Source organism: Nocardiopsis sp. B62, assembly GCF_018070675.1.
GTDB classification, from domain to species: domain Bacteria; phylum Actinomycetota; class Actinomycetes; order Streptosporangiales; family Streptosporangiaceae; genus Nocardiopsis; species Nocardiopsis prasina.
In genome coordinates, this window is sequence record NZ_JAGPXK010000003.1 from 1 (window position 1) to 24337 (window position 24337).

19 protein-coding genes are annotated in these 24337 nt (G+C 70.9%); 13 read left to right on the forward strand and 6 right to left on the reverse strand.

All coding sequences use genetic code 11. The features are described from left to right. Positions 1-586 precede the first annotated feature (586 nt). The 4 genes from KBX21_RS04105 to KBX21_RS04120 all read left to right on the forward strand — a co-directional run bounded on the left by KBX21_RS04105 (position 587) and on the right by KBX21_RS04120 (position 5705). Entirely contained in the window at positions 587-1942 is a 1356-nt protein-coding gene (locus KBX21_RS04105; protein ID WP_210841036.1) for a GGDEF domain-containing protein, read from the forward strand. Positions 1943-2038: 96 nt separating this feature from the next. Continuing rightward, a complete protein-coding gene (locus KBX21_RS04110; RefSeq protein WP_210841037.1) occupies positions 2039-3199 on the forward strand; it encodes a DUF4192 domain-containing protein in 1161 nt (386 codons plus the stop codon). Between the two features lie 154 nt (positions 3200-3353). Next, a complete protein-coding gene (ettA, locus tag KBX21_RS04115) occupies positions 3354-5018 on the forward strand; it encodes an energy-dependent translational throttle protein EttA (RefSeq protein ID WP_049566021.1) in 1665 nt (554 codons plus the stop codon). A gap of 135 nt (positions 5019-5153) precedes the next feature. Beyond that, positions 5154-5705: a globin gene (locus tag KBX21_RS04120; RefSeq protein WP_234003811.1), complete on the forward strand. Its 552-nt coding sequence runs from the start codon at positions 5154-5156 to the stop codon at positions 5703-5705. Positions 5706-5714: 9 nt separating this feature from the next. On the opposite strand, the gene KBX21_RS04125 is transcribed toward KBX21_RS04120, so the two are convergent. Together KBX21_RS04125 and KBX21_RS04130 are read right to left on the reverse strand one after the other, a co-directional pair. Beyond that, positions 5715-6152: a thioesterase family protein gene (locus KBX21_RS04125; RefSeq protein WP_049566069.1), complete on the reverse strand. Its 438-nt coding sequence runs from the start codon at positions 6150-6152 to the stop codon at positions 5715-5717. A gap of 158 nt (positions 6153-6310) precedes the next feature. Continuing rightward, positions 6311-8404 (reverse strand): prolyl oligopeptidase family protein, encoded by a 2094-nt coding sequence (locus KBX21_RS04130; protein ID WP_049566010.1) that lies wholly within the window; start codon positions 8402-8404, stop codon positions 6311-6313. Positions 8405-8782: 378 nt separating this feature from the next. Here KBX21_RS04130 and KBX21_RS04135 point away from each other — a divergent pair, with 378 nt between their 5' ends. Beyond that, complete coding sequence (locus KBX21_RS04135) at positions 8783-9283, forward strand: HNH endonuclease (protein WP_017545170.1); 501 nt, start codon at positions 8783-8785, stop codon at positions 9281-9283. Between the two features lie 147 nt (positions 9284-9430). Further along, a complete protein-coding gene (locus KBX21_RS04140; RefSeq protein ID WP_026129369.1) occupies positions 9431-9637 on the forward strand; it encodes a zinc ribbon domain-containing protein in 207 nt (68 codons plus the stop codon). Between the two features lie 7 nt (positions 9638-9644). Here KBX21_RS04140 and ilvD read toward each other — a convergent pair whose 3' ends face one another. Beyond that, positions 9645-11507 carry a dihydroxy-acid dehydratase gene (ilvD, locus tag KBX21_RS04145; protein WP_082206233.1) on the reverse strand — a complete coding sequence of 621 codons (1863 nt, stop codon included), beginning with the start codon at positions 11505-11507 and terminating at the stop codon, positions 9645-9647. Positions 11508-11739: 232 nt separating this feature from the next. Then, the gene (locus KBX21_RS04150) at positions 11740-12525 is read right to left on the reverse strand and encodes a nuclease-related domain-containing protein (RefSeq protein ID WP_049566002.1); all 786 of its coding nucleotides are present in this window, start codon (positions 12523-12525) and stop codon (positions 11740-11742) included. A gap of 210 nt (positions 12526-12735) precedes the next feature. On the opposite strand from KBX21_RS04150, the gene KBX21_RS04155 reads away from it, so the two are divergent. Next, a complete protein-coding gene (locus KBX21_RS04155; protein ID WP_210841038.1) occupies positions 12736-14175 on the forward strand; it encodes an amidase in 1440 nt (479 codons plus the stop codon). Here KBX21_RS04155 and KBX21_RS04160 read toward each other — a convergent pair. Continuing rightward, positions 14072-15556, reverse strand: a complete 1485-nt coding sequence (locus KBX21_RS04160) for an MFS transporter (protein WP_082206231.1) — start codon at positions 15554-15556, stop codon at positions 14072-14074. The genes KBX21_RS04155 and KBX21_RS04160 overlap by 104 nt on opposite strands. A 199-nt stretch (positions 15557-15755) precedes the next feature. Between KBX21_RS04160 and malQ the strand changes: the two genes are divergently transcribed. Then, entirely contained in the window at positions 15756-17789 is a 2034-nt protein-coding gene (gene malQ / locus KBX21_RS04165; RefSeq protein WP_210841039.1) for a 4-alpha-glucanotransferase, read from the forward strand. 101 nt (positions 17790-17890) lie between these two features. Here malQ and pepN read toward each other — a convergent pair whose 3' ends face one another. Further along, positions 17891-20434: an aminopeptidase N gene (gene pepN, locus KBX21_RS04170; protein ID WP_210841040.1), complete on the reverse strand. Its 2544-nt coding sequence runs from the start codon at positions 20432-20434 to the stop codon at positions 17891-17893. A 249-nt stretch (positions 20435-20683) separates the two neighbouring features. On the opposite strand from pepN, the gene KBX21_RS04175 reads away from it, so the two are divergent. The 5 genes from KBX21_RS04175 to KBX21_RS04195 all read left to right on the forward strand — a co-directional run bounded on the left by KBX21_RS04175 (position 20684) and on the right by KBX21_RS04195 (position 23899). Continuing rightward, positions 20684-21319 carry a DsbA family protein gene (locus KBX21_RS04175; protein WP_210841041.1) on the forward strand — a complete coding sequence of 212 codons (636 nt, stop codon included), beginning with the start codon at positions 20684-20686 and terminating at the stop codon, positions 21317-21319. Between the two features lie 20 nt (positions 21320-21339). Next, complete coding sequence (locus tag KBX21_RS04180; RefSeq protein WP_199776440.1) at positions 21340-21495, forward strand: hypothetical protein; 156 nt, start codon at positions 21340-21342, stop codon at positions 21493-21495. A 141-nt stretch (positions 21496-21636) separates the two neighbouring features. Further along, a complete protein-coding gene (locus KBX21_RS04185; protein ID WP_210841042.1) occupies positions 21637-23058 on the forward strand; it encodes an aldehyde dehydrogenase family protein in 1422 nt (473 codons plus the stop codon). 126 nt (positions 23059-23184) lie between these two features. Continuing rightward, positions 23185-23331: a hypothetical protein gene (locus KBX21_RS04190; RefSeq protein WP_199776439.1), complete on the forward strand. Its 147-nt coding sequence runs from the start codon at positions 23185-23187 to the stop codon at positions 23329-23331. Positions 23332-23431: 100 nt separating this feature from the next. Next, on the forward strand, positions 23432-23899 hold the full coding sequence (locus KBX21_RS04195) for a ribose-5-phosphate isomerase (protein ID WP_026129371.1): 468 nt from the start codon (positions 23432-23434) through the stop codon (positions 23897-23899). The last annotated feature ends 438 nt before the right edge of the window (positions 23900-24337 follow it).

A 24337-nucleotide genomic window follows, 5' to 3' on the forward strand; every position in this document is an offset into this window, starting at 1 on the left:
GGATGGGGGGGGGACGGGGGCGGTTGTACAAAGGTGGGCGGGTCGGGGGCGAACCCCGACCGGCCCTCCGAGAACGGGGACGGGCGGCATGGGCCGCCCGTCCCCGTCGTGTGTCAATGAGGGGGACTTACAGCCAGTGAACGACCTTCTTGGCCATGTGATGCTCCTTCGATTCGAGTGAGTGCTGCTGGATCATCGGGCGGTCGGCACGGCGGACAGACAGCGACAGAGACGGACCGGCCAGCTTCTGGCCGAAACCGGCGATGCCCTCTGGCAGGATGCCCTAGATCGTGACGCTAACCAACCCCCCTGGAACACAGGGTGACCACTAAGGTAGCCTCAACCTGCGGGTCACATACAATCGGCGATTAAGTTATTACCCAAAGTAATGTAAAGTGGTAGGGGCGTACTCCCCAGTCGCCTACCAGGGAGGACGTGGCACCCACCCGGTCACCGAGTGGCACCGTGAGGGAACGCGGGGCGAGTCCGGTTCGTCGAAGGGAGAACCGTGAGAGGCGGTGGGCGCATCAGAGTCGAGTGCGGGGGTCCGGAGACAGAAGGTGACACTGGGAGGGAGGAGGGAGCGGTGAGCATCTCTGAGAAACCGATGGCAACCGAGGGCGCCCCCCTTGGGGAGCGCCGGTCCTGGCCGATCTTCCAGCAGCCCCTGGGGCTGGTCGTCTACCTGATCCTGTTGGTCTTCGTCGCGTTGTTCCTGTTCGGGGTGGCGGCGGCGCAGACGGTTCCCACCGTTTCCGACCTCTCACTGCTGCTCGCCCTGGTGATCTCCGCAGTGGTGTGCGTCGAGGCGATCCGCCGCATCGACCTGCCCGCCGGGATCACCCGCGACCTCCTGGGAGCCTGGTGGTTCCCCGCGATGCTCCTCCTGCCCCCGGTGTACTCGCTCCTCATCCCCGTCCCCGTCTACCTCCTGCTCCAGCGCCGGAGCAGGCGCACCCTGCCGCACCGTCGCGTGTTCAACGCCGCCGCGATCGGCGTCTCCGGCTTCTTCGCCTCGGTGGTCTGGCACGGCGCGCAGGGCGGCCTGCTGGCCGGGATCAGCGGCTCCCCGAACGCGCACGAGTCCCTGCTCTCGCTCAGCGGCGTGAGCCTGGCCCTGGCCTGCTGCGCCGGTTTCACCGTCATGAACACGTTCCTGGTGTTCCTGGGTACCAGGCTCAGCGGCGGATCGGGCAGCGTGCGGACCATGTGGGACCGGGAGGCGTTCCTGGTGGACTCCGCCGAGTTATGTGTCGGGGTGACCGTCGCGATCCTCGCCCAGTTGTCGATGTTCCTCCTGGTCATCGCGGTTCCGCCGGTTCTCCTGCTCCAGCGCAGCCTGGTCTACCAGCAGCTTCAGACCGCCGCGCGGACCGACCCGAAGACCGGCCTGCTCAACGCCCCCACCTGGGAACAGGAGGCGGCCGCCGAGATCAACCGGGCCCGCACCACGCGGGGCCGGGCGGCCGTGCTCATCGTGGACATCGACCACTTCAAGCGGGTGAACGACAGTTACGGTCACCTTTTCGGCGACCAGGTCCTGCTGGGTGTCGCGACGACCATCGCCCAACAGCTGCGCCAGTCGGACCTGCTCGGACGGTTCGGCGGCGAGGAGTTCGTCGTCCTGCTGCCCGGGGCCGACGCCACCGAGGCCTGGCAGGCGGCCGAGCGGCTGCGCTCCCAGGTGGGGCGGATGGAGATCGCGGTGGAGGACGTCCAGGTCTCCATCACCATCTCCATCGGGGTGGCCGTCGCCGGTGACCACGGCAACGACCTCGTCGAACTGCTGACCGCGGCCGACCTCGCGCTCTACCGGGCGAAGGAGACCGGCCGCGACCGCGTGTGCCTGCCCGCCGGGCGACCCGAGGTGACGGGGCAGATCCCCGGCCCCAGAGAGGGGCAGGTCACGGACCCCGCCAACAGCCCCGGAGAGCCTTCCTGACCCGCTGACCAGCGGAAGGGAAGGCGCCTGGGGCAGTTGTCCACAGATCAGCGCCGACCGGTTGCGCCGTCACCCCCGGTGACCGAACGTTGAAGCATGCCCGGTGAACAGCACGACCCTTCCTCCGGACCCGACGACCCCGCTCCCACCTCCTCTTCCACCCCCGCACCCCTGCGCCTGCGTTCCCCGACGGACCTGCTCGCCGCCCTGCCCTACCTGGTGAACCAACCCCTGGACGACGCGGTGGTCGCGTTGGTTCTCAGGCAGGACAGCGTTCTCGGGGTCCTGTACGGCGGGCTCGACCACCTGGACCACGTCCTCACCCCGGACCGCAGCGGTCGGGCCGCCGTGGACGCCGCCCTCGCAGAGGACGGCAGCGCACTGCTGGTGGCCGGTTTCGGTCACTCGGCGCGGGTCACCCCCCACGTGCGCGCGCTCCTGAGTGAGGCCCGCGCCCGGGGACTCCTCGTCCTGGAGGCCCTGCGGGTGAACGGCGACCGCTACTGGTCCTACCTGTGCCACGACCCCGACTGCTGCCCAGCCGAGGGAAGGCGCTTCGACGTGAACGCGTCCCCGGTCCCGGCCGGAGCGGTGGTGCGCGGGCTGGTGCCGGTAGGGCGGCCTCCCTCCACGCGGACCGGGTTCCTGCTGGAGCCAGCACCCGGTCCTTCGAGGGCCGCGGTGGCCGACGCGGTCGCCGCCGAGGAGGCGGCGCCGCAGGAGGGGGCCCGGCACGTGGAAGGCCGCACCGCCGAGGTGCTGGAGACCCTGGCGGAGGAGGCACTGCGACGGGTGACCGACCCGGCGGTCCTCGCCCGGCTGGGCGTCCACCTGACCCGCGTCCGGGTACGGGACGCGGTGTGGACCCGCATCACGCCGGAGTCCGCGAAACTCCACGTCCGGCTCTGGTCCCGCCTGGTCCGCCACCTGCCGGAGCACCTGCTCCCGGCACCGGCCGCCCTGCTGGCCGTGGCCGCCTGGCAGCACGAAGACCTCGACCTGGCTCGCGCGGCGGTCGACGTTGCTCTGGAGGCGGAGCCGGGGTACGCGATGGCGGTGCTCATGGGCCGCGCACTGAAGGTGGGCCTGCCCGCCAGTCGTTGGCGCGGTTTCCTGGCCGCCCGCGTCACGGACGGGGACGGCGGGGAACCGGACACCGAGAGAGCGCACGAGTGGCCACGGAGGCCTTCGGAGCCCCCGGGTTGGTTCCGTTCGGCTCAATCACCCACTCCCACGGCATCGTGCGTGATCACGTGAGCGGTGTGGTTCCTGGCGAAGGAACGCGGGGGCAACCCTCGCAGCCGCGCAGGCCGGGGACCTCCACCACGGCGGTCCGCACGCGGTACGTTCCTTCGCCCCGATCGCCCCGCGATGGCGGGGGCACCGGCCGGGACGCCCTAGGCTTGGAGGCATGCCGGAGTACATCTACACCATGCAAAACGTGCGCAAGGCGCACGGCGACAAGGTCGTCCTTGACAACGTTTCGGGGTCGTTCCTGCCCGGAGCCAAGATCGGTGTCGTTGGCCCGAACGGTTCGGGTAAGTCAACGCTGTTGAAGATCATGGCCGGCATCGAGCAGCCGTCCAACGGTGAGGCGCGGCTCATGCCCGGGTTCACCGTGGGTCTGCTCGCCCAGGAACCGCGCCTCGACGAGAGCAAGACGGTCCTGGAGAACGTCGAGGACGGCGTCGCCGAGACCAAGGCGATGCTGAACCGCTTCAACGAGATCGCCGAGCAGATGGCGACGGACTACTCCGACGACCTGCTCGAGGAGATGGGCAAGCTCCAGGAGCAGCTCGACCACCGCAACGCCTGGGACCTGGACAGCCAGCTCGCGCAGGCCATGGACGCCCTGCGATGCCCGCCCGGTGACGCCTCCGTCACCCAGCTGTCCGGTGGCGAGAAGCGCCGCGTGGCGCTCTGCAAGCTGCTGCTTGAGGCCCCCGACCTCCTGCTGCTGGACGAGCCCACCAACCACCTGGACGCCGAGAGCGTGAACTGGTTGGAGCAGCACCTGTCCAAGTACGCGGGCACCGTCATCGCGATCACACACGACAGGTACTTCCTCGACCACGTCGCCACGTGGATCCTGGAGCTGGACCGCGGCCAGTTCTATCCCTACGAGGGCAACTACAGCACCTACCTCGAGACCAAGCAGGCCCGTCTCAAGGTCGAGGGGCAAAAGGACGTCAAGAAGGCCAAGCGCCTCAAGGACGAGCTGGAGTGGGTCCGCTCCAACGCCAAGGCCCGCCAGACCAAGAGCAAGTCCCGTCTGGCACGCTACGAGGAGATGGCCGCGGAGGCCGACAAGACCCGCAAGCTGGACTTCGAGGAGATCCAGATCCCGCCGGGTCCGCGTCTGGGCAACACCGTGGTCGAGGTCAAGAACCTCACCAAGGGCTTCGAGGACCGGGTGCTCATCGAGGACCTCAGCTTCTCGCTCCCGCCCAACGGCATCGTGGGCATCATCGGTCCGAACGGTGTCGGCAAGACGACGCTGTTCAAGATGATCGTCGGTGAGGAGGCCCCCGACCAGGGCAAGATCACCGTCGGCGAGACCGTCGAGACCTCCTACGTCGACCAGTACCGGGGTCGGATCGACGACTCCAAGAACGTCTGGGAGACCATCTCCGACGGCGAGTCCTTCATCACCGTGGGCAAGGTCGAGATCCCCAGCCGCGCCTACGTCGCCGCCTTCGGTTTCAAGGGCTCGGACCAGCAGAAGTCCTCCGGTGTGCTCTCCGGTGGTGAGCGCAACCGGGTCAACCTGGCGCTCACCCTCAAGCAGGGCGGCAACCTGCTGCTCCTGGACGAGCCCACCAACGACCTGGACGTCGAGACCCTCGGTTCGCTGGAGAACGCCATCCTGGACTTCCCGGGCTGCGCCGTGATCACCTCCCACGACCGGTGGTTCCTGGACCGCGTCGCCACGCACATCCTGGCCTGGGAGGGCGGCTCCTCCTGGTACTGGTTCGAGGGCAACTTCGAGTCCTACGAGAAGAACAAGGTCGAGCGCCTTGGCCCGGAGGCCGCGCGCCCCCACGCGGTCACCCACCGCAAGCTCACCCGCGACTAGTCACGGTTTCGTCGTCAGGCCCCGCCCTCCGGAGACCTCCGGAGGGCGGGGCCTTCCGCGTGCCCGAGGGGGCCGGTCACTCCCCTTGTGGACGGTCTCGGGGAGGGGGCGTGAACGTGGCATACCCTGGGGGCGATGACTTCCGCGCGCGATGACCACCAGGGCGCGGGCGAAGAGCCCGTGCGAATGACGTTCTACGAGGCCGTGGGCGGTGAGGAGACCTTCACCCGCCTGGTCCGCCGTTTCTACGAGGGCGTCGCCGACGACCCCGTGCTGCGGCCCATGTACCCCGAGGAGGACCTGGGACCCGCCGAGGAGCGGCTGCGGCTGTTCCTGATCCAGTACTGGGGCGGCCCCCGCACCTACAACGAGCAGCGAGGCCACCCTCGCCTGCGCATGCGCCACGTGCCGTTCCGAATCGGCGCCGCCGAGCGGGACCTGTGGCTCAGGCACATGCGTGACGCCGTGGACTCCCTGGACCTCCACGAGGCCCTCGAGCGCCAACTCTGGGAGTACATGGTGATGGCCGCGCACAGCATGGTGAACGTCGCCGAGGACGCCACCCCACCCGCGGTGGTCAAGCCGACCTCACTGCGTGTGGGCGGCGACGGCAAGGTGCGGCGTGACACCGGGGGCGCGGGTGACGATGACGACGGCGAGGCCGTCACCATCTCCCTGAAGCGGTGACCCGCACCCTCAGGAGAACCTGTGCAGGAGCGAGCGCTCGGCGTCATTGAGGCGCCGGGCGCTCTGCGTCGCCACGTCGAAGCCGACCAGGACCGTCCTGGCACGCAGGTACACGCGGTCGTCGTCGAGGATCTCGTAGTCCATGGTGAAGCTGGCGTTGCGCACCCCGGACACCCACAGCTCCACGCGCACCGGCTCGATCCTGGGCAGCAGCGGGGCGACGTAGTCGGCCTCCTGGCGGGCCACCACCGTCGCGCCGAACCCCTCGGGGCCCTCCCCACCCGCCCCGAAGTGGAGGAAGCCGACGCGGGCGTCCTCCAGGTAGGTCAGCATCCGGACGTTGTTCACGTGCTGCTGCGGGTCAAGGTCGGCGTAGCGCACCTGGGCCAGGTGAACGTACCGCTGGGGTCCGGTGGTCGCGGTGTTCTCGGCCTCGGTCTGTGTCACGTCCTGCATCCTCTCCGCGGGGTGGGCGCGCCCCGCACCACGTGGTGCGGGACGCGCCCGACTCCGACGATTCTCCCAAAGACCACCTGGGTGAACCCCGGCGCGGGCGGCCCTCCCCCTGTGTCCTTGCTCTCCTCACCGGGGGAGGGCAGCCGAGGTCAGGGCGTCGAGAGCCCCAGGTGGTGGGCGAGGAAGGCGAGCTGGTCGGCCGTCAGGGCCGTGCTCCGGCTCACCGACCGGGAGCTGTGCCCGACCTCTGCCTCACGGCGCACGAGGATCGGCTTCTCCTCCACTGGCGCGGAGGTGGCCGCCTGCATCCGCGCGCACAGTTTGCGCGCGTGCATCGGGTCCACCCGGGTGTCGTTGTCGAACACCGTGAACAGGGTGGCCGGGTACCGGGTGCCCTCACGCACGTTGTGGTACGGCGAGTAGCCCAGCAGCCAGCCCAGCTGCTCGGGGTCCTCCGCACTGCCAAACTCCACGTTCCACAGCTGGCCCAGGCCGAACCTCTCGTAGCGCACCATGTCCAGCAGTGGAGCCGAGCACACGGCGGCCGAGAACAGGTCCGGGCGCTGGGTGACCATCGAGCCCACCAGCAGCCCCCCGTTGCTGCCGCCCATGACGGCGAGCCGCTCCGGAGTGGTGATTCCGCTGCTGATCAGGTGTTCGGCGGCCGCCGCGCAGTCGTCGAACACGTTCTGCTTGTTGGCGAGCATGCCACCTCGGTGCCACTCCTCACCCTCCTCCAGACCGCCGCGCAGGTTGGCGACGGCGTACACGCCCCCGGCGCGCACCCACGCCAGGATCGCGGCCGAGTAGCCCGGAGTGAGGGAGATCTGGAATCCGCCGTACCCGTAGAGGATGGTCGGCCTCGGACCGTCGGCGGGCTCCACGGGGGAGACCACCAGCATGCGGACGGTGGTGCCGTCCTTGGAGGTGAACGCGACCTGTTCGGTCCGGACCTCGGGCAGGTCGATCTCGCCAGGGAAGCTGGCCCACGGCGTCACCTCCCCGCTCCGCGCGTCGTAGTGGTACACCGACGAGGGGTGGGTGTTGTCGGTGTACCCGAACCACGCCTCGTGCCCGCCCTCGGGCCGGGTGCTCAGCCCGGCGAGGCTGCCCAGACCGGGCATGGGCAGGGATCCGAGGCGTTCCCCGGTCTCCGGGTCGTGCCGGGTGATCTCGCTGACGGCGTGCCGGCTCCACACGGCCAGGATCTCGGGGGTGCCGTTCCCGTCCCAGCCCAGGAGGGAGTGGCCCTCCAGGACCGCCTCCGGGTCCTCGGGGATCAGCGTGGCCCAGTTCTCGTAGCCCGGTGCGGCCGGGTCGGCGACGCACAGGCGCCCGCGCGGGGCCTCACGGTCCGTGAACAGGTACAGGCGGCCGTCCCGGCCCATCCCGGGGTGCAGGTCGGAGTCGACGCCCTCCTGGATGGTGACCAGACGGGGGCTCTCCAGCGGACCCTCCTCCAGGTCCGCGATCCAGGCGTTGGTCGCGGACGAGGTGCCCCGGACGGAGGTCAGGACCAGCCAGCGCCCGTCCCGGCTCACCTCGACCCCGAAGTACTCGGTCTTCTCCCGGCCCTGGCCGAAGACGAGGGCGTCCTGGTCGTCGGGTGTGCCCAGCCGGTGCAGGTAGACGCGGCGGTGGTAGGAGGTCTCCTCCTCGGGCACGTCCTCCGGGGGAAGGCGTCGCACGTAGTAGAAGGCCGACGCGTCCGGCAGCCAGGCCACGGGACTGTAACGGGTGCGGTCGATGGGTCCGTCGACGAGTTCGCCGGAGTCGACGTCGACGACGCGCAGCGACGACTCCTCGTTGCCGCCCTCGGAGAGCTGGTAGGCGAGGAGGCGGCCGTCGGGGGAGGGGCGCCACGCGTCGAGGGTGGTCAGGCCGGAGGGGTCGAGGGCACCGGGGTCGATCAGGACGCGTTCGGGGCCGTCACCGTCCCGCACGTGGAGTACCGCGTGCTCCTGGCCGGGGGCACGCCGGGTGACGAAGCGCCGGTCGCCGCGCCAGAGCGGCGTGCCCTCGTGCCCCGCGCCCATGAGTGAGCGCACCTGATCCGCGAACCAGTCGCGGGTCACGTAGTCGCTCGACAGCTTCTCGTACAGGTCGTCCTGGGCGTCGGCCCACGCCTTGGTGTCCGTGGAGTCGGCGTCCTCCAGCCACCGGTAGGGGTCGCGGACGGTGTGGCCGTGGAGGGTCTCGTTGATGTCCAGCCGAGTGGCCGGGGGATAGCGGAGTTCGCGCATACTTCGCACCCTATCCACCGTTATCTCACTGTGTGTGTTCGGCGCGGCGGGAGGATGAATCCGGGTCACCGGGACGCAGAATGGTTTCCAGAAAGCGACAACGGGCGTTTTCTGGGCGGCCCGACGTAAATTGGGGTGGCGCCGGAGCGGTCCGAACAAGCAAACTGAATGCGGGACGCAACTCGGCGGGAACCACCGGGAGGTCCGTGTGGCAAGGCGTACGGAGACACCGATCCTCGGGTCGGTGCACAGGGAGGTCACCTGGCTGGCTGATCGGCTGGCCGGGGAAGAGACACGGCGGTCGCACGCGGCCGTCGGGGCGACGCGATGAGCGCCCGACGCAGCCGGGAGGGTGGTCCAGGAACCGCCCGCCGCCACGTGCTGCTGCTCAACGCCAGCTTTGAACCACTGACGACGCTGCCCCTGCGCAGAGCGATCCTGCTCGTTCTGCGCGAGAAGGCGGAGGTCGTTCACGATGACGGCGCGGGGGCGGTGCTGCACTCGGCGACGCGCTCCTACGACGTACCGTCGGTGATCAGGCTTCGGCGCTACATCAGCGTCCCCTACAGCCGGAGGGTGCCCCTCACCCGGGTGGCGCTCATGCGGCGGGACCGGCACATCTGCGGTTACTGCGGAAAGAAGGCGGAGACGATCGACCACGTCATCCCCCGGAGCCGCGGTGGCGCGCACGTGTGGGAGAACGTGGTGGCGGCATGCAAGCCGTGCAACCACCGGAAGGCGGACAAGTTCCTGGACGAGATCGGCTGGGAACTGCACATCACCCCCAAGGTGCCCAAGGGCCCCCACTGGCGGTTGATCAACGGTGACCTGCACGGCGACCCCCAGTGGGAACCGTACATGGCACATCTGGCCGCCTAGGCGGCAGCAAGGGTCGGAACCGGGCGTCCCACCCGGCCCAGACAGCGCCCCCGGTGACTCGACCCCGTCGACTCGCCGGGGGCGCCCCCGTCAACAGGGACGGGGGAGGGGCTGGAGGCCGACCCCGGCCCGGCCTATCCTTGGGGCATGCCCCGATACGACTTCCGCTGCCGCGAGTGCGGCGACACCTTCGAGCTCTCCCGCCCCATGGCCGAGTCCGACGCCCCCGCCGACTGCCCCCGGGGCCACGACGACACCGTGCGCCTGCTGTCCACCGTGGCGGTGGGCGGGCGCGCCGCCGCCCCCGCGTCCTCCGGTGGGGGAGGCTGCTGCGGGGGCGGCTGCTGCGGCTGAGGCCGCCCTACCTCTCGATCTGGGTGACGTCGCGCGCAGCGCCGGTGGAGGCCGAGGTGGCCATCGCCGCGTAGGCGCGCAGCGCGGCGGTCACCGGGCGCTGGCGGTCGCGCGGCTGGAACCGGCCCAGCTCCTTGAGCAGACGCTCCCTGCGTGTGTTCAGCTCGTCCTCGCCGACCTCCAGCACGATGCCCCGGTTCGGGATGTCGATGCTGATGGTGTCGCCGTCCTCGACCAGGGCGATGTCGCCGCCCGCGGCAGCCTCGGGGGAGGCGTGCCCGATGGACAGCCCCGAGGTACCGCCGGAGAAGCGGCCGTCGGTGATGAGCGCGCAGGCCTTGCCCAGGCCGCGGCCCTTGAGGAAGCTCGTCGGGTACAGCATCTCCTGCATCCCGGGGCCGCCCTTGGGGCCCTCGTAACGGATGACCACCACGTCACCGGGCTCGATCTGCTTGTTGAGGATGCCGTCCACGGCGTCCTCCTGCGACTCGAACACCTTCGCGGGCCCGGAGAAGGTCCACAGCTCCTCCTCCACACCGGCGGTCTTGACGATCGCGCCGTCCGGGGCGAGGTTGCCGAACAGCACGGCCAGGCCGCCGTCCTTGGTGTAGGCGTGCTCCGCGGAGCGGATGCAGCCCTTCTCTCGGTCGGCGTCCAGCGTGTCCCAGCGGACGCTCTGGGAGTAGGCCTTGGTGGTGCGCACACCGCCGGGGGCGGCGTGGAACAGCTCCACGGCCTCGGGCAGCACCGTCTCCGAGACGATGTCCCACTCGGCGAGGAACTCGCCCACGGTCTTTCCGTGCACGGTGGGCAGCGAGGTGTCGAGCAGGCCGCCCCGGGCCAGCTCGCCCAGGATGGCGGGAATGCCGCCCGCCCGGTGGACGTCCTCGATGTGGTACTTCTCGGTGTTCGGCGCGACCTTGCACAGGCAGGGGACGCGGCGGGAGACGGCGTCGATCTCGGGCAGCCCGAAGTCCACTCCGGCCTCGGTGGCGGTGGCCAGCAGGTGCAGGATCGTGTTGGTGGAGCCGCCCATGGCCACGTCCAGCGCCATGGCGTTGCCGAAGGCCGCGGGGGTGGCGATGGACAGCGGCAGCACGGAGTCGTCGTCGTCGCGGTAGTAGCGCTGGGCGGCCTCGACGACCAGGCGCCCGGCGTCCTCGTAGAGGGCCTTGCGCGCGGTGTGGGTGGCCAGGACCGTGCCGTTGCCGGGCAGGGCCAGCCCCAGGGCCTCGGTGAGGCAGTTCATCGAGTTGGCGGTGAACATGCCCGAGCACGAGCCGCAGGTGGGGCAGGCGTTCTCCTCCATCTCGTCGAGCTCGGCCTGGGAGACGCTCTCGTCCGCCGCCGCGATCATGGGGTTGATGAGGTCGAGCTTGCGGACCGTGGTGGCGGTGCCGTCGACCACCGTGACCTTCCCGGCCTCCATGGGACCGCCGGAGACGAACACGGTGGGGATGTTCAGGCGCATCGCGGCGAGCAGCATGCCCGGGGTGATCTTGTCGCAGTTGGACACGCACACCAGGGCGTCGGCGCAGTGGGCGTTGACCATGTACTCGAGCGAGTCGGCGATCAGCTCGCGGCTGGGCAGCGAGTAGAGCATGCCGCCGTGGCCCATCGCGATGCCGTCGTCGACGGCGATGGAGTTGAACTCGCGGGGCACGCCGCCCGCCTGGCGGATGGCGTTGGCGACGACCTCGGCGACCTCGCGCAGGTGCACGTGTCCGGGCACGAACTCCGTGAAGCTGTTGGCCACGGCCACGATGGGCTTGCCGAAGTCCTCGCGCTCCACGCCGGTGGCGCGCATGAGGGCGCGGGCACCTGCCATGTTCCTGCCGTGGGTGACCGTGCGTGAGCGTAGGGCTGGCATGGGGTGGACTCCCATCGATACGGGTGTTTCCCCACGATGGTAGTCCCCCTCAGGGGTAGGTTCGGTCTCGCCGGGGGAGACGCTCGTTCCGGATGGTGAGATTTCCCGAGGTCCGGGCCGCGGTTCGCCGTGTCCCCGGGGGGTGCCCGGCCCGGGCCCGGACACGCCAGAGGCCCGGAGACCACGACGATGTGGCCGGTTCCGGGCCCGCAGGCGATGGTGGGGGACGGGGTCAGTAGCGGGGAGGCAGGGCCTTGCTGGCGGCCTGGTAGATCTCCTCGATCTCGGTCTCACTGAGGCGGTCGCGTCCGCTGCGCAGCCACTTGCGGACCTTGGTTCCGGTGATGATGTCCACGCCCCGGAGCCGGTGGCTGTCCCAGGGCATGCCCGGGCCGTAGATGGCCAGGGAGGCGCGCACCGAGATGTCGCGGCCGAGCTCCTTGCTGATGAGCTCCTCCGCGCGCTTGGCCTCCTCCAAGGCCTCGTCGATGCGCTCGTTCTTGCTGAACCGGCCGTGGTAGAGCTTCTCCAGCTTGTTGCGCAGCGGGAGACGCTTGTCCCAGGACTCCGAGTCGATGGCGAACGCGCCGCGCCGACCCACGATGAAGTGGTCGATCTGCCCGTTGCCGCCCGGGACGGCGCGCGCGTGGAGCACGCGGTAGCCGAGCTGCTTCATGAGTTTGAGCTGGACCTCGGTGCGGCGTTGGGCCGCCGAGGGCTTGCGCCAGCGTGGGATCTCCGACTCCCGACGCGCGCTCCAGACCATCACCCCGACCAGGACGACGAGACCGAGGGTGACGCCGACCCTCCAGTCGCCGGTGAGCATGCCGAAGGCGCCCGCCACCGCCCCGGCCGGAACGCTCCGGAAGATCCAGCGGCGGACGGCGTCGTTCGACTTCAGGGCCCCGTAGAGGGCCCTGGTGTTCGCCGCCCCGCCTTCCTTGCGTTGGTTGGGGAAGAAGAGGGTCTCGGGTCGTTCGGGCTCCGACCCGTCGGAGGATGAGCTACGACCGTTCACTCTGGTTGCCGATTCCACGACGGACAGGTTAGTTCCATCCATATCCGAGTCCTAGTGCATTACTTCTCACACTTTTCTTCCCTGATGTCCTGGCGCCCAAGCGTGTCCGGGGCGTCGGAACGGGGAAGGATTGCTCTTTCGTCACCTCTCTGGAGAAGTACCGTTCTTCGGCGTGGTGCCCGTTGCCCTACCCGGTTAACCTCGGGTGGCATGACCAGAATTCATGAACTTCCCGCGCACCGACTCGCCGCGTTGGTCCGCAGTCGTGAACTGTCGCCTGTTGAGATCGCTGAGCACTATCTCGAGCGAATTCGGAGGTTGGACGACCGATACGGCGCCTACGTTACGGTCACAGAAGAATTGGCTCTGGAGCAGGCCCGGAACGCGCAGAAACGCGTTCTGAGCGACACGCCGGACGATCTGCCCCCACTCCTCGGTGTCCCGGTGCCCATCAAGGACCTGGACACCATCGCCGGAGTCCGCGTCACCTTCGGCTCACGCCTGTACGCCGACCTCGTGGCACCCACCGACTCGGCGACGGTCACCCAGCTGCGCGAGGCGGGCGCGGTCTTCCTCGGAAAGACCAACACCCCCGAGTTCGGCGCCACCTGCCACACCGAGAACGCCATCGCCCCGCCCAGCCGCAACCCCTGGGACACCACCCGCTCCCCGGGCGGCTCCAGCGGGGGCGCCGCCGCGGCCGTGGCGGCCGGTCTCGCGCCCGTGGCCCAGGGCAGCGACGGCGGCGGGTCCATCCGCATCCCGGCGAGCGTCTGCGGCCTGTTCGGGCTCAAGCCCACGCGCGGGCGCATCTCCCTCGGACCCGACCGCGCCGACCTCAACGGCCTCTCCACGGCGGGACCGATCACCCGCTCCGTCCTGGACGCCGCCCTGATGCTGGACGCCATGGCGGTCAACCTCCCCGGCGACCTCTTCACCGCCCCGCCCCTGCTCCCCGGTGAGACCTTCGCCGACCACGCCCGGCGCGAACCCGGGCGGCTGCGCGTGGCCCGCTACTCCGACACCGGGTCCACGGGTATCCCCGTCCACCCCGACGTGCTCGCCGCCCACGAGGAGACCACGCGGCTGCTCCTGGAGCTGGGCCACGAGGTCGAGGAGATCGACAACCCCTTCGAGTCCGCCTTCGGAGGGGCCTTCGCCGACGACTTCCCGTACCTGTGGGCGGCCATCGCCTCGGCCACGCCCGTCGACCCGGCCCGCGAGGACGAGCTCACCCCGATCTACCGGTGGCTCCGCGAACGGGCCCGCCGGACCACCGTCCCCGAACACGTCGGGGCCACCGCCCGCCTCCAGCGCGGCACCCGCGCGATGCTCGCGGTCACGGATCGCTTCGACGCCGTCCTGAGCCCCACGCTGGCCCAGCCGCCGGTGCCGATCGGGCACTTCACCTCGGGCGGACCGGAGGAGGAGTTCCGGCTCATGACCGAGTTCACCCCGTTCACCTCGCTCTACAACGTGACCGGGCAGCCCTCGGTGAGCGTCCCGCTGCACTGGTCTCCGAGCGGTCTGCCGATCGGCTCCATGCTCACGGGTCGGATGGGCGGTGAGGGGACGCTGCTGTCCCTGTCGGCGCAGCTGGAGCGGGCCCGTCCGTGGGCGCACCGGGTTCCCGATGGCTGGACGGACTGACGCCCTCGGAGTCGACGGCGTCAGCCTCGGCCGCTGTGGAGGCGGCCGAGACCAGCGTCGCGCCCGAGCCGGGTGCGGCCGGGCTCGCGTCGAGGACGGCGGACACCTCCGCCGGGTCGGCGGCCTCCCGCGCGTCCTCGCGGTCCGTGGACGCCGACGCACCGCGCAGGAAGAGGCTGAGGACGGCGGACACCAGCACCAGCACGGCCGCGCCCAGCGCACCGCCCGCGATCCCGTTGGTGTCCACCAGCGCACCGGTCAGCGGCCCCGCCACCGCCGCGCCGATGCTCATGGCCGTGGCCATCCAGCCGAACGCCTCAGCTCTGCGATGGGCGGGGGCGGTGTCGCCCAGGCGACCCATCGCGGCGGCCAGGGTCGGTGCCAGCGCGAGACCCGAGACGAAGAGCAGCGGGGTGATCAGCAACGGGGTCGGCAGGTGGCTGACCGGCGGCAGGAACGGGACCAGCACCGCGATGCCCAGCGCCGCCCCGAAGGCCCGCAGCGGCAGCCTCGGAGCGCCCCGGAGCGCACCGGCCACCGCGCCGCCCACCAGGGAGCCCAGCGCCCAGACCGAGGCCAGCACCATCACGTAGTGCGGCGCGCCCAGCTCGTTGGCCCAGGCCACGATGACCAGGTCCATGCCGACCACGCCGGAGACGATCATCCCGCACATCGCGAACAGCAGGCAGAGCGCCGGGTGGAAGAGCAGACTCCGGTTCACCCGGGTGGAGGGGCGGTCCCGCACGCTGGCAGTCTCCTGCGGGACGGCGGCGGCGCGGTCCGGTACGGCCGGACCGGTCACCCCCGCGCGGCGCAGGGCCAGGGCGAACCCCACGGCCCCCATCAGTCCCAGAATCCCCAGGAGCAACAGCGCCCAGCGCGGACCAGCGAACGCCACCACACCGGCGGTGAGGATCGGGGAGAAGACGAAGATCAGTTCCTGCGTGGTGGCCTCGGCCGCGTAGATCGCCTGCCGCTCCGAACCCGTGGTCAGCCGGGGCCAGAGCGCGCGCACGATCTGGTTGGCCGGGGTGCCGAAGAGACCGGTGCCCAGGGCCAGGGGGATGGACACCCACCACAGGGACGCGGGCAGCAGCGCCAGGGTCGCCAGACCGACCGTGAACACCACGCCGCACACCAGCACCAGACGGTCGCTGTTGCCCCGGTCGGCCATGCGCCCGCGCAACGGTCCCACCAGCGCCATGCCCAGGGTGAACGCTCCCGCCACCAGACCCGCGAGGGTGTAGGACCCGGTCCAGCCCTGGACGAGGAAGGTGACCGCGATCATCAACCCCGGTGTGTAGAACCGGGCCGCGAGGGACCAGACCAACAGGGACAGGACGTGGGGCACGGCGAAGAGCCGTCGGTAGTTGGCGAGCACGTGTTCGATTATGCCGCTCCCACCGGGCGCTCCGCGAAAGGATTCCCCCACCGCCCACCGGTGCGCACGGGGTCAGGGAAAGCCAGGGGAAAGGGGAGGTCGAGCCGGGGCCCAGGAAGGTCGAGGGGAAGCATCTTCTGTCCCCACGCCGGGCCGTCCTGCGGTGTACGCGCGCCACCGTGGGGCATGATCGGTGTCTGTGAGGGACGTTCAGCTGACCCGGGTCGCCGAGCGCTACGGGGTCGCGACCGCATACGAGGACTGGCGGGGCCGGCAGGTGCCCGTCAGTCCGGACACGATCCGCCATGTCCTGTCCGCCCTGGGGGTGGACCCGACCGATCCCGACGCGGGGCCGGGGCACGGCCTGCTGCCACCCGCCGTGGTGGTCCGCGAGGGCAAGGCGCCGGATCTGGCGCTGCCCGAGGGCGCCCGCGCCTCCGTGGAGACCTCGGACGGCGCCCTGCTGCCGTTCGACCCCGGGCTGCCCCTGGGCGTGCACACGCTGCGGGTCACCGACAGGGGGACCGAGCACGACGCCCCCATCCTGGTCGTCCCCGACCGGATCGAATCCACCGCGCTGCGCGACAACCCCCGCCTGTGGGGACTCATGGCTCAGGTCTACAGCGTGCGCTCCCGGGCCTCCTGGGGCACAGGGGACCTGCGTGACCTCTCCGAACTCGCCGAGTGGAGCGCCCGGGACCTCGGCGCCGACTTCACCCTGATCAACCCGGTGCACGCCACCGAACCCGTCACACCGCTGGAACCCTCCCCGTACCTGCCGGTCAGCCGCCGGTACGCCAGCCCGCTGTACGTCCGTGTGGAGGACGTGCCCGAGTACGCGCGCCTGGACCCCGCCCAGCGGGAGGGCATCCAGCGCCTGGCGCGGCCGCTGCGCGAACGCGGCCGCACCGCCGACCTCCTCGACCGCGACGCCGTCTGGGAGGCCAAGCTCACCGCCCTGGAGATCCTCTTCCAGGTGCCGCGCGCCCCCGGCCGCGAGGAGGCGCTGCGCCACTACCTGGAGCGCGAGGGCCAGCCCTTGGTCGAGTTCGCCACGTGGTCGGCGCTCGCGGAGGAGCACGGCTCCGACTTCCGCACCTGGCCCTCGGAACTGCGCGACGTCGGCGCGCTCACCGTGGGCAGGCGGGCCCTGGACCTGTGGCCGCGCGTGGAGTTCCACCGCTGGCTCCAGTGGATCCTGGACGAACAGCTGGCCCAGGCGCAGGGAAGCGCCCTGGACAGCGGCATGGAGGTGGGGATCGTCCACGACCTCGCCATCGGCGTGCAGGCGGGCGGCGCGGACGCGTGGATGTACGGCGACGCCCTCGTCCACGGACTGCACGTGGGTGCCCCACCGGACGAGTTCAACCGGCGCGGGCAGGACTGGGGGCAGCCGCCCTGGAACCCCACCCGCCTGGCCCAGCTCGGCTACGGCCCGTTCCGCCAGATCCTCTCCCAGGGGTTGAGGCACGCGGGCGGCCTGCGGATGGACCACGTCATGGGCCTGTTCCGGCTGTGGTGCGTGCCCGAGGGCGCCTCCGCCGACCAGGGAACCTACCTGCGCTTCGACCACGAGGGCACGGTGGGCACGCTGGTTCTGGAGGCCCGGCGCGCGGACGCGGTGATCGTCGGCGAGGACCTGGGCACCGTCGAGCCCTGGGTCCGCGACCACCTCTCCGACCGCGGGGTGCTCGGCACCTCCGTGCTGTGGTTCGAGAACGACGCGGACGGAGAACCGCTCGCGCCCGACAGGTGGCGCCGGGACTGCCTGGCCACCGTGGCCACCCACGACCTCCCGCCGGTCTCCTCGTACCTGTCCGCCGAGCACGTGGAACTGCGCGACCGCCTCGGACTCCTCGACCGGCCCGTGGCCGAGGAACGGGCCTCCTCCGAGGCCCGGGTGGCCCAGTGGTGCGCCCTGCTGGTGTATCTGGGGTTGCTGGAGGAGGACGCCGACCCCGTGGGGGATCCGGCCTCCGTGGTCGCCGCGATGCACGCCTACCTGGCCGCGACCCCGGCCCGGATGCTGGGGGTGGCGCTCACCGACGTGGTGGGGGAGCGGCGCATGCAGAACCAACCGGGCACCAGCACCGAGTACCCGAACTGGCGGATACCGCTCACCAGCGGCGAGGGCGAGCCGGTCCTGGTCGACGAACTGCTGGCCGACCCCAGGATGGTCGCCCGGGTGCGACGCACCCTGGGGCCCCTCGGCCACCAGGGCCGCGGCCTCTAGGACGCACCGGCCACCGGACACGCGATCCGCAGCCGAACACGGGACGGCCCCGAGGAGCGCATCTCCCCGGGGCCGTCCCACGATCACTCACACCGTGGCCGTCAGCCGCCCTGACCGGTGGCGATGTCCTTGGCGCGGGCGCGCAGGGCACGCTCCACCCCGGCCCGCCCCTCGATCAGCAGGCGGTGCAGCGCCGGAGCGGGGGAGTGCTCGGCGACGTAGGCGTCGGTGCGCTCCAGGGTCGCCTCCTCCACCAGCTGGCTCGGGTAGACCAGTTCGGCGAAGGACTGCGCGAACTCACCGGTCCACTTCTCCCACGCCGGTGCGAGCTGGGCGAAGTACCGCTCCACATAGGGGCGGAACAGGTCCGCCTGGCGCGGCTCGGTGAAGCCCAGCAGGGTGGCGCGGAACTCGGCGTTGGCCAGGTCCCCACCCACGATCCGCTCCCAGGCGGTCTCCTTGGCCTCGGCGGTGGGGATCGCGGCCCGGGCGCCAGCGGCGTTGCGCTGACCGGCGGCGGTCGGGTCGGCCACCAGCTCGGCGGCGATCTCCGCCTCACCCGCCGCTCCAGCGGCGACCAGGCGGCGCAGCAGGGTCCAGCGCAGGTCGGTGTCGACCTCCAGGCCCTCCACGGTGATCGCGCCGTCCAGCAGCCCCCGCAGAAGGGAAAGGTGGGCGTCGGTCACGGCCGCGTCCGCCAGGGCGTTGACGTAGGCCAGCTGGAGGTCGCCGCCGGGCTCGGCGGACGACAGCAGCTCGCTGAGACGGTCGGCCAGCAGCGCGAACCCGAACGGGCGCCACGCCGGGTCGGCGTAGTTGAAGAGCGCACCCGAGGCCTGGCGGAGCAGGGTCTGGGCCACCGTGACGTCGTTGACGCCGCTGATGCCGGAGGTCACCAGTGCCACGTAGTCCCGGGCGGCCATCTCACCGTCGCGGGTCATGTCCCAGGCCGCGCCGAAGGCCAGCGCGCGCGGCAGCGACTCGCGGATCTCGCCCGCGCCCTCCACCACGGTGCGCAGGGAGCGCTCGTCCAGACGGATCTTGGTGAAGGTGAGGTCGTCGTCGTTGATGAGCACCAGGTCGGGCTGGGCCCTGCCGACCAGCTCGGCGACCTCGGTGCGGGCCCCGCTGACGTCCAGCTCCACGCGCTCGCGGCGCACGATGCCGTCGTCGGTGCGGTCGTACAGGCCGACGGCCAGCCGGTGCGAACGCAGCGTGGGGTGCTCGGAGGCGGCCTCCTGGAGGACCGTGAACGACGTGAAGTCGCCGTTCGCGTCGACCTCGAACTCCGGGCGCATGGTGTTGACGCCCGTGGTCTCCAGCCACTCCTTCGACCAACCGGACAGGTCACGGCCGGACGCGGCCTCCAGGTGCTTGAGGAGGTCGCGCAGCTCGGTGTTGCCGAACGCGTTCTCCTTGAAGTAGGCGCGCACGCCCGCGAAGAACGCGTCCACGCCCACATAGGCGGCGAGCTGCTTGAGGACCGACGCGCCCTTGGCGTAGGTGATGCCGTCGAAGTTGACCTCGACCGCCTGGATGTCGACCATGTCGGCGGCGATCGGGTGCGTGGAGGGCAGCTGGTCCTGGCGCAGCGCCCACGCCTTCTCCACGTTGGCGAAGGTCGTCCAGGCGTCCGACCACTGAGTGGCGTTGACCTGGCAGTACACGCTCGCGTAGGTCGCGAACGACTCGTTCAGCCACAGGTCGTCCCACCAGCGCATGGTGACGAGGTCGCCGAACCACATGTGCGCCATCTCGTGCAGGATCGTCTCGGCGCGGCGCTCGTAGCGGGCGTCGGTGACGCGGGAGCGGAAGACGTAGTCCTCCAGGAAGGTCACCGCGCCGGCGTTCTCCATGGCGCCCGCGTTGAACTCGGGCACGAACAGCTGGTCGTACTTGCCGAACGGGTAGCGCAGGTCGAACAGGCCGTGGAAGAAGTCGAAGCCCTGCTTGGTGACCTCGAACAGCGCGTCGGAGTCCAGGTGCTCGGCGAGCGAGGCGCGGCAGTACAGGCCCAGCGGGATGCCGTCGTGCTCGTCGCGCACCACGTGGTAGGGGCCCGCGATCAGCGCGGTGATGTAGGTGGACATCACCTGGGTGGCGGGGAAGTGCCAGCGCACCCGCTCCTCACCCGAGGCCTCGCGCTCGACGTCGGGGGCGCTGTTGGAGACGACCTCCCACGACGGCGGCGCGTACACGGTCAGCTCGAACGTGGACTTGAGGTCGGGCTGGTCGAAGCACGTGAACATGCGGTGCGCGTCGGCCGTCTCGAACTGGCTGTACAGGTACACCGAGTCGTCGACGGGGTCCACGAACCGGTGCAGGCCCTCGCCGGTGCGCATGTAGGCGGCGTCGGCGACGACGGTCAGCTCGTTCTCGGCGGCAAGGTCCGGGAGGGTGAGCCGCTCGCCGTCGAACAGCTCTGCCACGTCCAGCTCGCGCCCGTTGAGCACGGCGCTGCTGACTCTCGGCGCGGCCAGGTCGACGAAGGTCCGCGCGCCCGGCTCCGAACTGGAGAAGCGCACGACGGTGGTGGACCGGAAGGTCTCGTCACCGGTGGTCAGGTCCAGCTCCACGGCGTAGGAGTCCACGCCGAGAATGCGGGCCCGTTCCCTGGCCTCGTCCCGTGTCAGGTTCCCTGCCACGCCACGCTCCCTTCACGGCCGTCTTCGTCGTCGGCCGGAAATCGGTTGTCGACCGCGTCGGGCCCGCCGACTGGGGGTGGGCGCCGCCGGGCCTGAGGTCGTTGTAGTCGGTTCGATCCTGCCACGCGCCGGGACGGAATGCGCAACCGATCACCGTGGTTGACGATCCATGGCGGCGGTCTGACCGCGGCCACCGGAACCCGACCTTCCCCCAGGCCCGAGACCTCAGGCCCCGGACGAGGAGCAGCGATGACCCAGATCCCCGCACAGCCAGCCGAGCCGGAGAGCGTGTTCGCTGACATGTGGTTCGACCCGGCCTGCCCGTGGGCCTGGATCACCTCCCGCTGGCTGCTGGAGGTGGAGAAGGTCCGCCCCGTGACCGTGCGCTGGCACGTGATGAGCCTGAGCGTGCTCAACGAGGGCCGCGACCTGCCCGCTGACTACCGGTACTTCCTCGACCGCGCCTGGGGCGCCGTGCGCGTGTGCGTCGCCGCCGAGGAGCGCTTCGGCCCCGAGGTGCTGGGGGCCCTCTACACCGCCCTGGGCACCCGCTACCACGACCGGGGCGAGGCCAAGGAAACGGACACGGTCCGGGCCGCCCTGGCCGACGCGGGGCTGCCCGAGGACCTGGCCGACGCCGCCGACTCCACCGCGTACGATGAGGCCCTGCGCGCCTCGCACGGCGAGGCGATGAAGCTGGTGGGGGAGGACGTCGGCACACCCGTCATCCAGGTGGAGGACGTGGCCTTCTTCGGCCCGGTCGTCTCCCCGATCCCCCGCGGTGAGGCCGCCGGGAAGCTGTGGGACGGCGTGCGCCTGGTCGCCGGGACCGACGGGTTCTTCGAGCTCAAGCGCACCCGCACGCGCTCGCCCATCTTCGACTGACCACCTCACCGGGAGCACCCATGCCAGGGCCTGACGACGACCGCCGCGCCACCTTCCTCGACGACCTCGACCTGCTGCCCGACACCACGAGCGACGAACGCTCGGAGGGATGGGGCGACGCCGACGAGGACTCCACCGCGCGGCTGATCGCCGACCGCCCCCCGCACTGGGGCTGACCTCCCGCGCCGGACCCGGGTCCGCCCCTTCCGCGCCCCGACGGGGCGGGTATCCGTGGAACCACGGGTGCCCGCCCCGCAGTCGTTCCCACGGCCCCCTCGCTCTGGCCAACCCGAATCGCGTTCTGCGAAAGTGGGGCCATGCGATCCCTCTACATCGACGGCGCCTGGCGTGACTCCGCCTCCGACGAGGCCCTTGACGTGGTCAACCCGGCGACCGAGCAGGTCATCGACACCGTTCCGGCGGGCTCCGCCGCCGACGTCGACGCCGCGGTCGAGGCCGCCGCGTCCGCCCTCCCCGCCTGGTCCGCGCTCACCCCGGGCCAGCGCGTCACCCATCTCTCCCGTGCGCTGGAGCTCTTCGACGCCCGCCTCGACGACGTCGCCCGGCTGCTGACCACCGACATGGGCGCGCCCGCCACCTTCGCCACCAAGGTGCAGGCCGGTCTGCCCTCGCGCATGTTCGGCACCTACATCGACCTGGTCGAGGAACACGGTGAGCGGTACTTCGGCGGCGAGGAGGTCGGCAACTCCCTGGTGGTGCACGAGCCGGTCGGCGTGGTCGGCGCCATCACCCCCTGGAACTACCCGCTGCACCAGATCGTCCTGAAGGTGGTCCCCGCGCTCCTCGCGGGCAACACCGTGGTCCTCAAACCGAGCGAGGTCGCCCCGCTGAGCGCCTACTGGCTGGCGGAGATCCTCCACGAGGCCGGGCTGCCCGCGGGCGTGTTCAACCTCGTCTCCGGTACCGGGCCGGTGGTGGGCGAGGCGATCGCCGCCCATCCGAGAGTGGACATGGTCTCCTTCACCGGCTCCACCCGCGCCGGGACCCGGGTGTCCCAGGTCGCCGCCGAGACGGTCAAGCGGGTCGCACTGGAACTGGGCGGCAAGTCTCCCAACGTCATCCTGCCCGGGGCCGACCTCACCAAGGCCGTCAAGCGCGGCGTCGCCGACGTCATGCGCAACACCGGCCAGAGCTGCAACGCGCTCACCCGCATGCTCGTGCACCGCGACTCCTACGAGGAGGCCGTGGAACTGGCCGCCGCCTCCGCCGCCAAGTACGTGCCGGGCGACCCCGAGGACGAGGCCACCCGGCTGGGTCCGCTGGTCTCGGCCGCGCAGCGGGACAAGGTCCGCGCCTACGTCGCCCTGGGCGTGGAGGAGGGCGCGCGCCTGGTCACCGGGGGTTCCGAACCGGTCGAGGAGCGGGCCGTCGGCTACTACGTCCGCCCGACCGTCTTCGCCGACGTGCGCAACGACATGCGCGTCGCCCGGGAGGAGATCTTCGGCCCGGTACTCGTCCTCATCCCCTACGACACCGTGGAGGAGGCCGTGGGGATCGCCAACGACACCGTCTACGGGCTCAACGCCGCCGTGTGGTCCGGGGACCCCGACGAGGGCCTGGCCGTCGCCCGCCGCCTCCGGGCGGGGCAGGTGGAGCTCAACGGAGGTGCCCTGAACCCGCGGGCACCCTTCGGCGGGTACAAGCGATCCGGCAACGGACGCGAGTGGGGCCTGCCCGGCCTGGTGGAGTTCTGCGAGGTCAAGGCCGTACAGAGATGACCCCTGTGTCCGGTCTCACCGCCCCCCACCAGGCCCTTCCGGAATCGGACCCGGTGACGCACGCGTTGTGCGGTGTGGAAAGATTCCGACTGGTCATCCCCTGGTCGAACCCAATCGAGGTGTGAGTTGAGCAACAAGCCCGCGGTCTCCAAGGCAGGTCCTCTCGGTAAGGACCTCAAGTCGATCCTCGTGTACAACCTGATCGCGATCCTGTCGATGGCCGGCTTCGCCGTCCTCGGTCTGAGCGTGGCGGCGGCCGCCGCCGGGGCCTGATCCCCCGCGACCCACACGGCGCGCGCCGCGCCCCTCGACGGTCACACCGACCGGGTGGGGCGCGGCGTCGTTCGTTCCAGGGAGCTGTCACACTGGTGACGTGCGTGTTTACCTTGGATCAGATCATGCGGGCTTCGAGCTCAAAGAACACCTCGTCTCCTGGTTGAAGGAGAACGGCCACGAGGTCGTGGACGCCGGACCGGCCGTCTACGACGCGGTCGACGACTACCCCCCCTTCGTCCTGCGCGCCGCCGAGGGCGTCGCGAAGGACCCGGGTTCCCTGGGCGTCGTGATCGGCGGCTCCGGCAACGGCGAGCAGATCGCGGCCAACAAGGTCACCGGCGTCCGCGCCGCCCTGGCCTGGAGCGAGGACACCGCCAAGCTGGCGCGCGAGCACAACGACGCCAACGTGCTCGGCATCGGCGGCCGGATGCACTCCCTGGAGGAGGCCACGCGGTTCGTGGAGCTCTTCCTCGCCACGCCGTACAGCGACGAGGAGCGGCACACCCGCCGTATCGCCATGCTGAGCGACTACGAGCGCACCGGCGAGCTGCCCCCGCTTCCGTAACCCGTCCCAGGTCCCGCTCGTGCGGGTCCGACCCCTCGCCCCCGCTTGCCCGGCACGCGGGGGCGAACGCGTGCGGGGCGCCGTGGGGTCAGTGTCCGGTTCGGGACCGGGGCCCTGTCGCCCTCGGGGGTCGTTGTGGGATCCTTGCCCAGGAGTGGCCCCGCGTCCGGCGTGGGTTCTTCGCCAAGCGCGCGAGTGCGCCCGGGACACACCCGGCCAGCATGCCGTGTCCGAGAGAGGGGAGGGTTCCCGAAATCAGCGGGAAGTTCCCCCACGGGCATGTGGGTCCGACACCGCGAACACGGGTTTAGGCGGAACCCAAACCCGGGGTTATGGGGCGGATCGCCGCTGGTAGTACGTGCCAGGCCAGCACCCCAAGCGCTACAGTTCGTGCACAGCGGCGGGCCATCGTAGTCCGAGACACCTTGTTGTCCGCGT

What these genes read in the sequence shown, in the direction of transcription:
- KBX21_RS04175 (WP_210841041.1), top strand. Translation starts at nt 20,684, where the DNA reads ATGACCCAGATCCCCGCACAGCCAGCCGAGCCGGAGAGCGTGTTCGCT.
- KBX21_RS04130 (WP_049566010.1), bottom strand. Translation starts at nt 8,404, where the DNA reads ATGCGCGAACTCCGCTATCCCCCGGCCACTCGGCTGGACATCAACGAG.
- KBX21_RS04180 (WP_199776440.1), top strand. Translation starts at nt 21,340, where the DNA reads ATGCCAGGGCCTGACGACGACCGCCGCGCCACCTTCCTCGACGACCTC.
- KBX21_RS04140 (WP_026129369.1), top strand. Translation starts at nt 9,431, where the DNA reads ATGCCCCGATACGACTTCCGCTGCCGCGAGTGCGGCGACACCTTCGAG.
- KBX21_RS04120 (WP_234003811.1), top strand. Translation starts at nt 5,154, where the DNA reads ATGACTTCCGCGCGCGATGACCACCAGGGCGCGGGCGAAGAGCCCGTG.
- KBX21_RS04110 (WP_210841037.1), top strand. Translation starts at nt 2,039, where the DNA reads ATGCCCGGTGAACAGCACGACCCTTCCTCCGGACCCGACGACCCCGCT.
- KBX21_RS04185 (WP_210841042.1), top strand. Translation starts at nt 21,637, where the DNA reads ATGCGATCCCTCTACATCGACGGCGCCTGGCGTGACTCCGCCTCCGAC.
- ilvD (WP_082206233.1), bottom strand. Translation starts at nt 11,507, where the DNA reads ATGCCAGCCCTACGCTCACGCACGGTCACCCACGGCAGGAACATGGCA.
- KBX21_RS04155 (WP_210841038.1), top strand. Translation starts at nt 12,736, where the DNA reads ATGACCAGAATTCATGAACTTCCCGCGCACCGACTCGCCGCGTTGGTC.
- ettA (WP_049566021.1), top strand. Translation starts at nt 3,354, where the DNA reads ATGCCGGAGTACATCTACACCATGCAAAACGTGCGCAAGGCGCACGGC.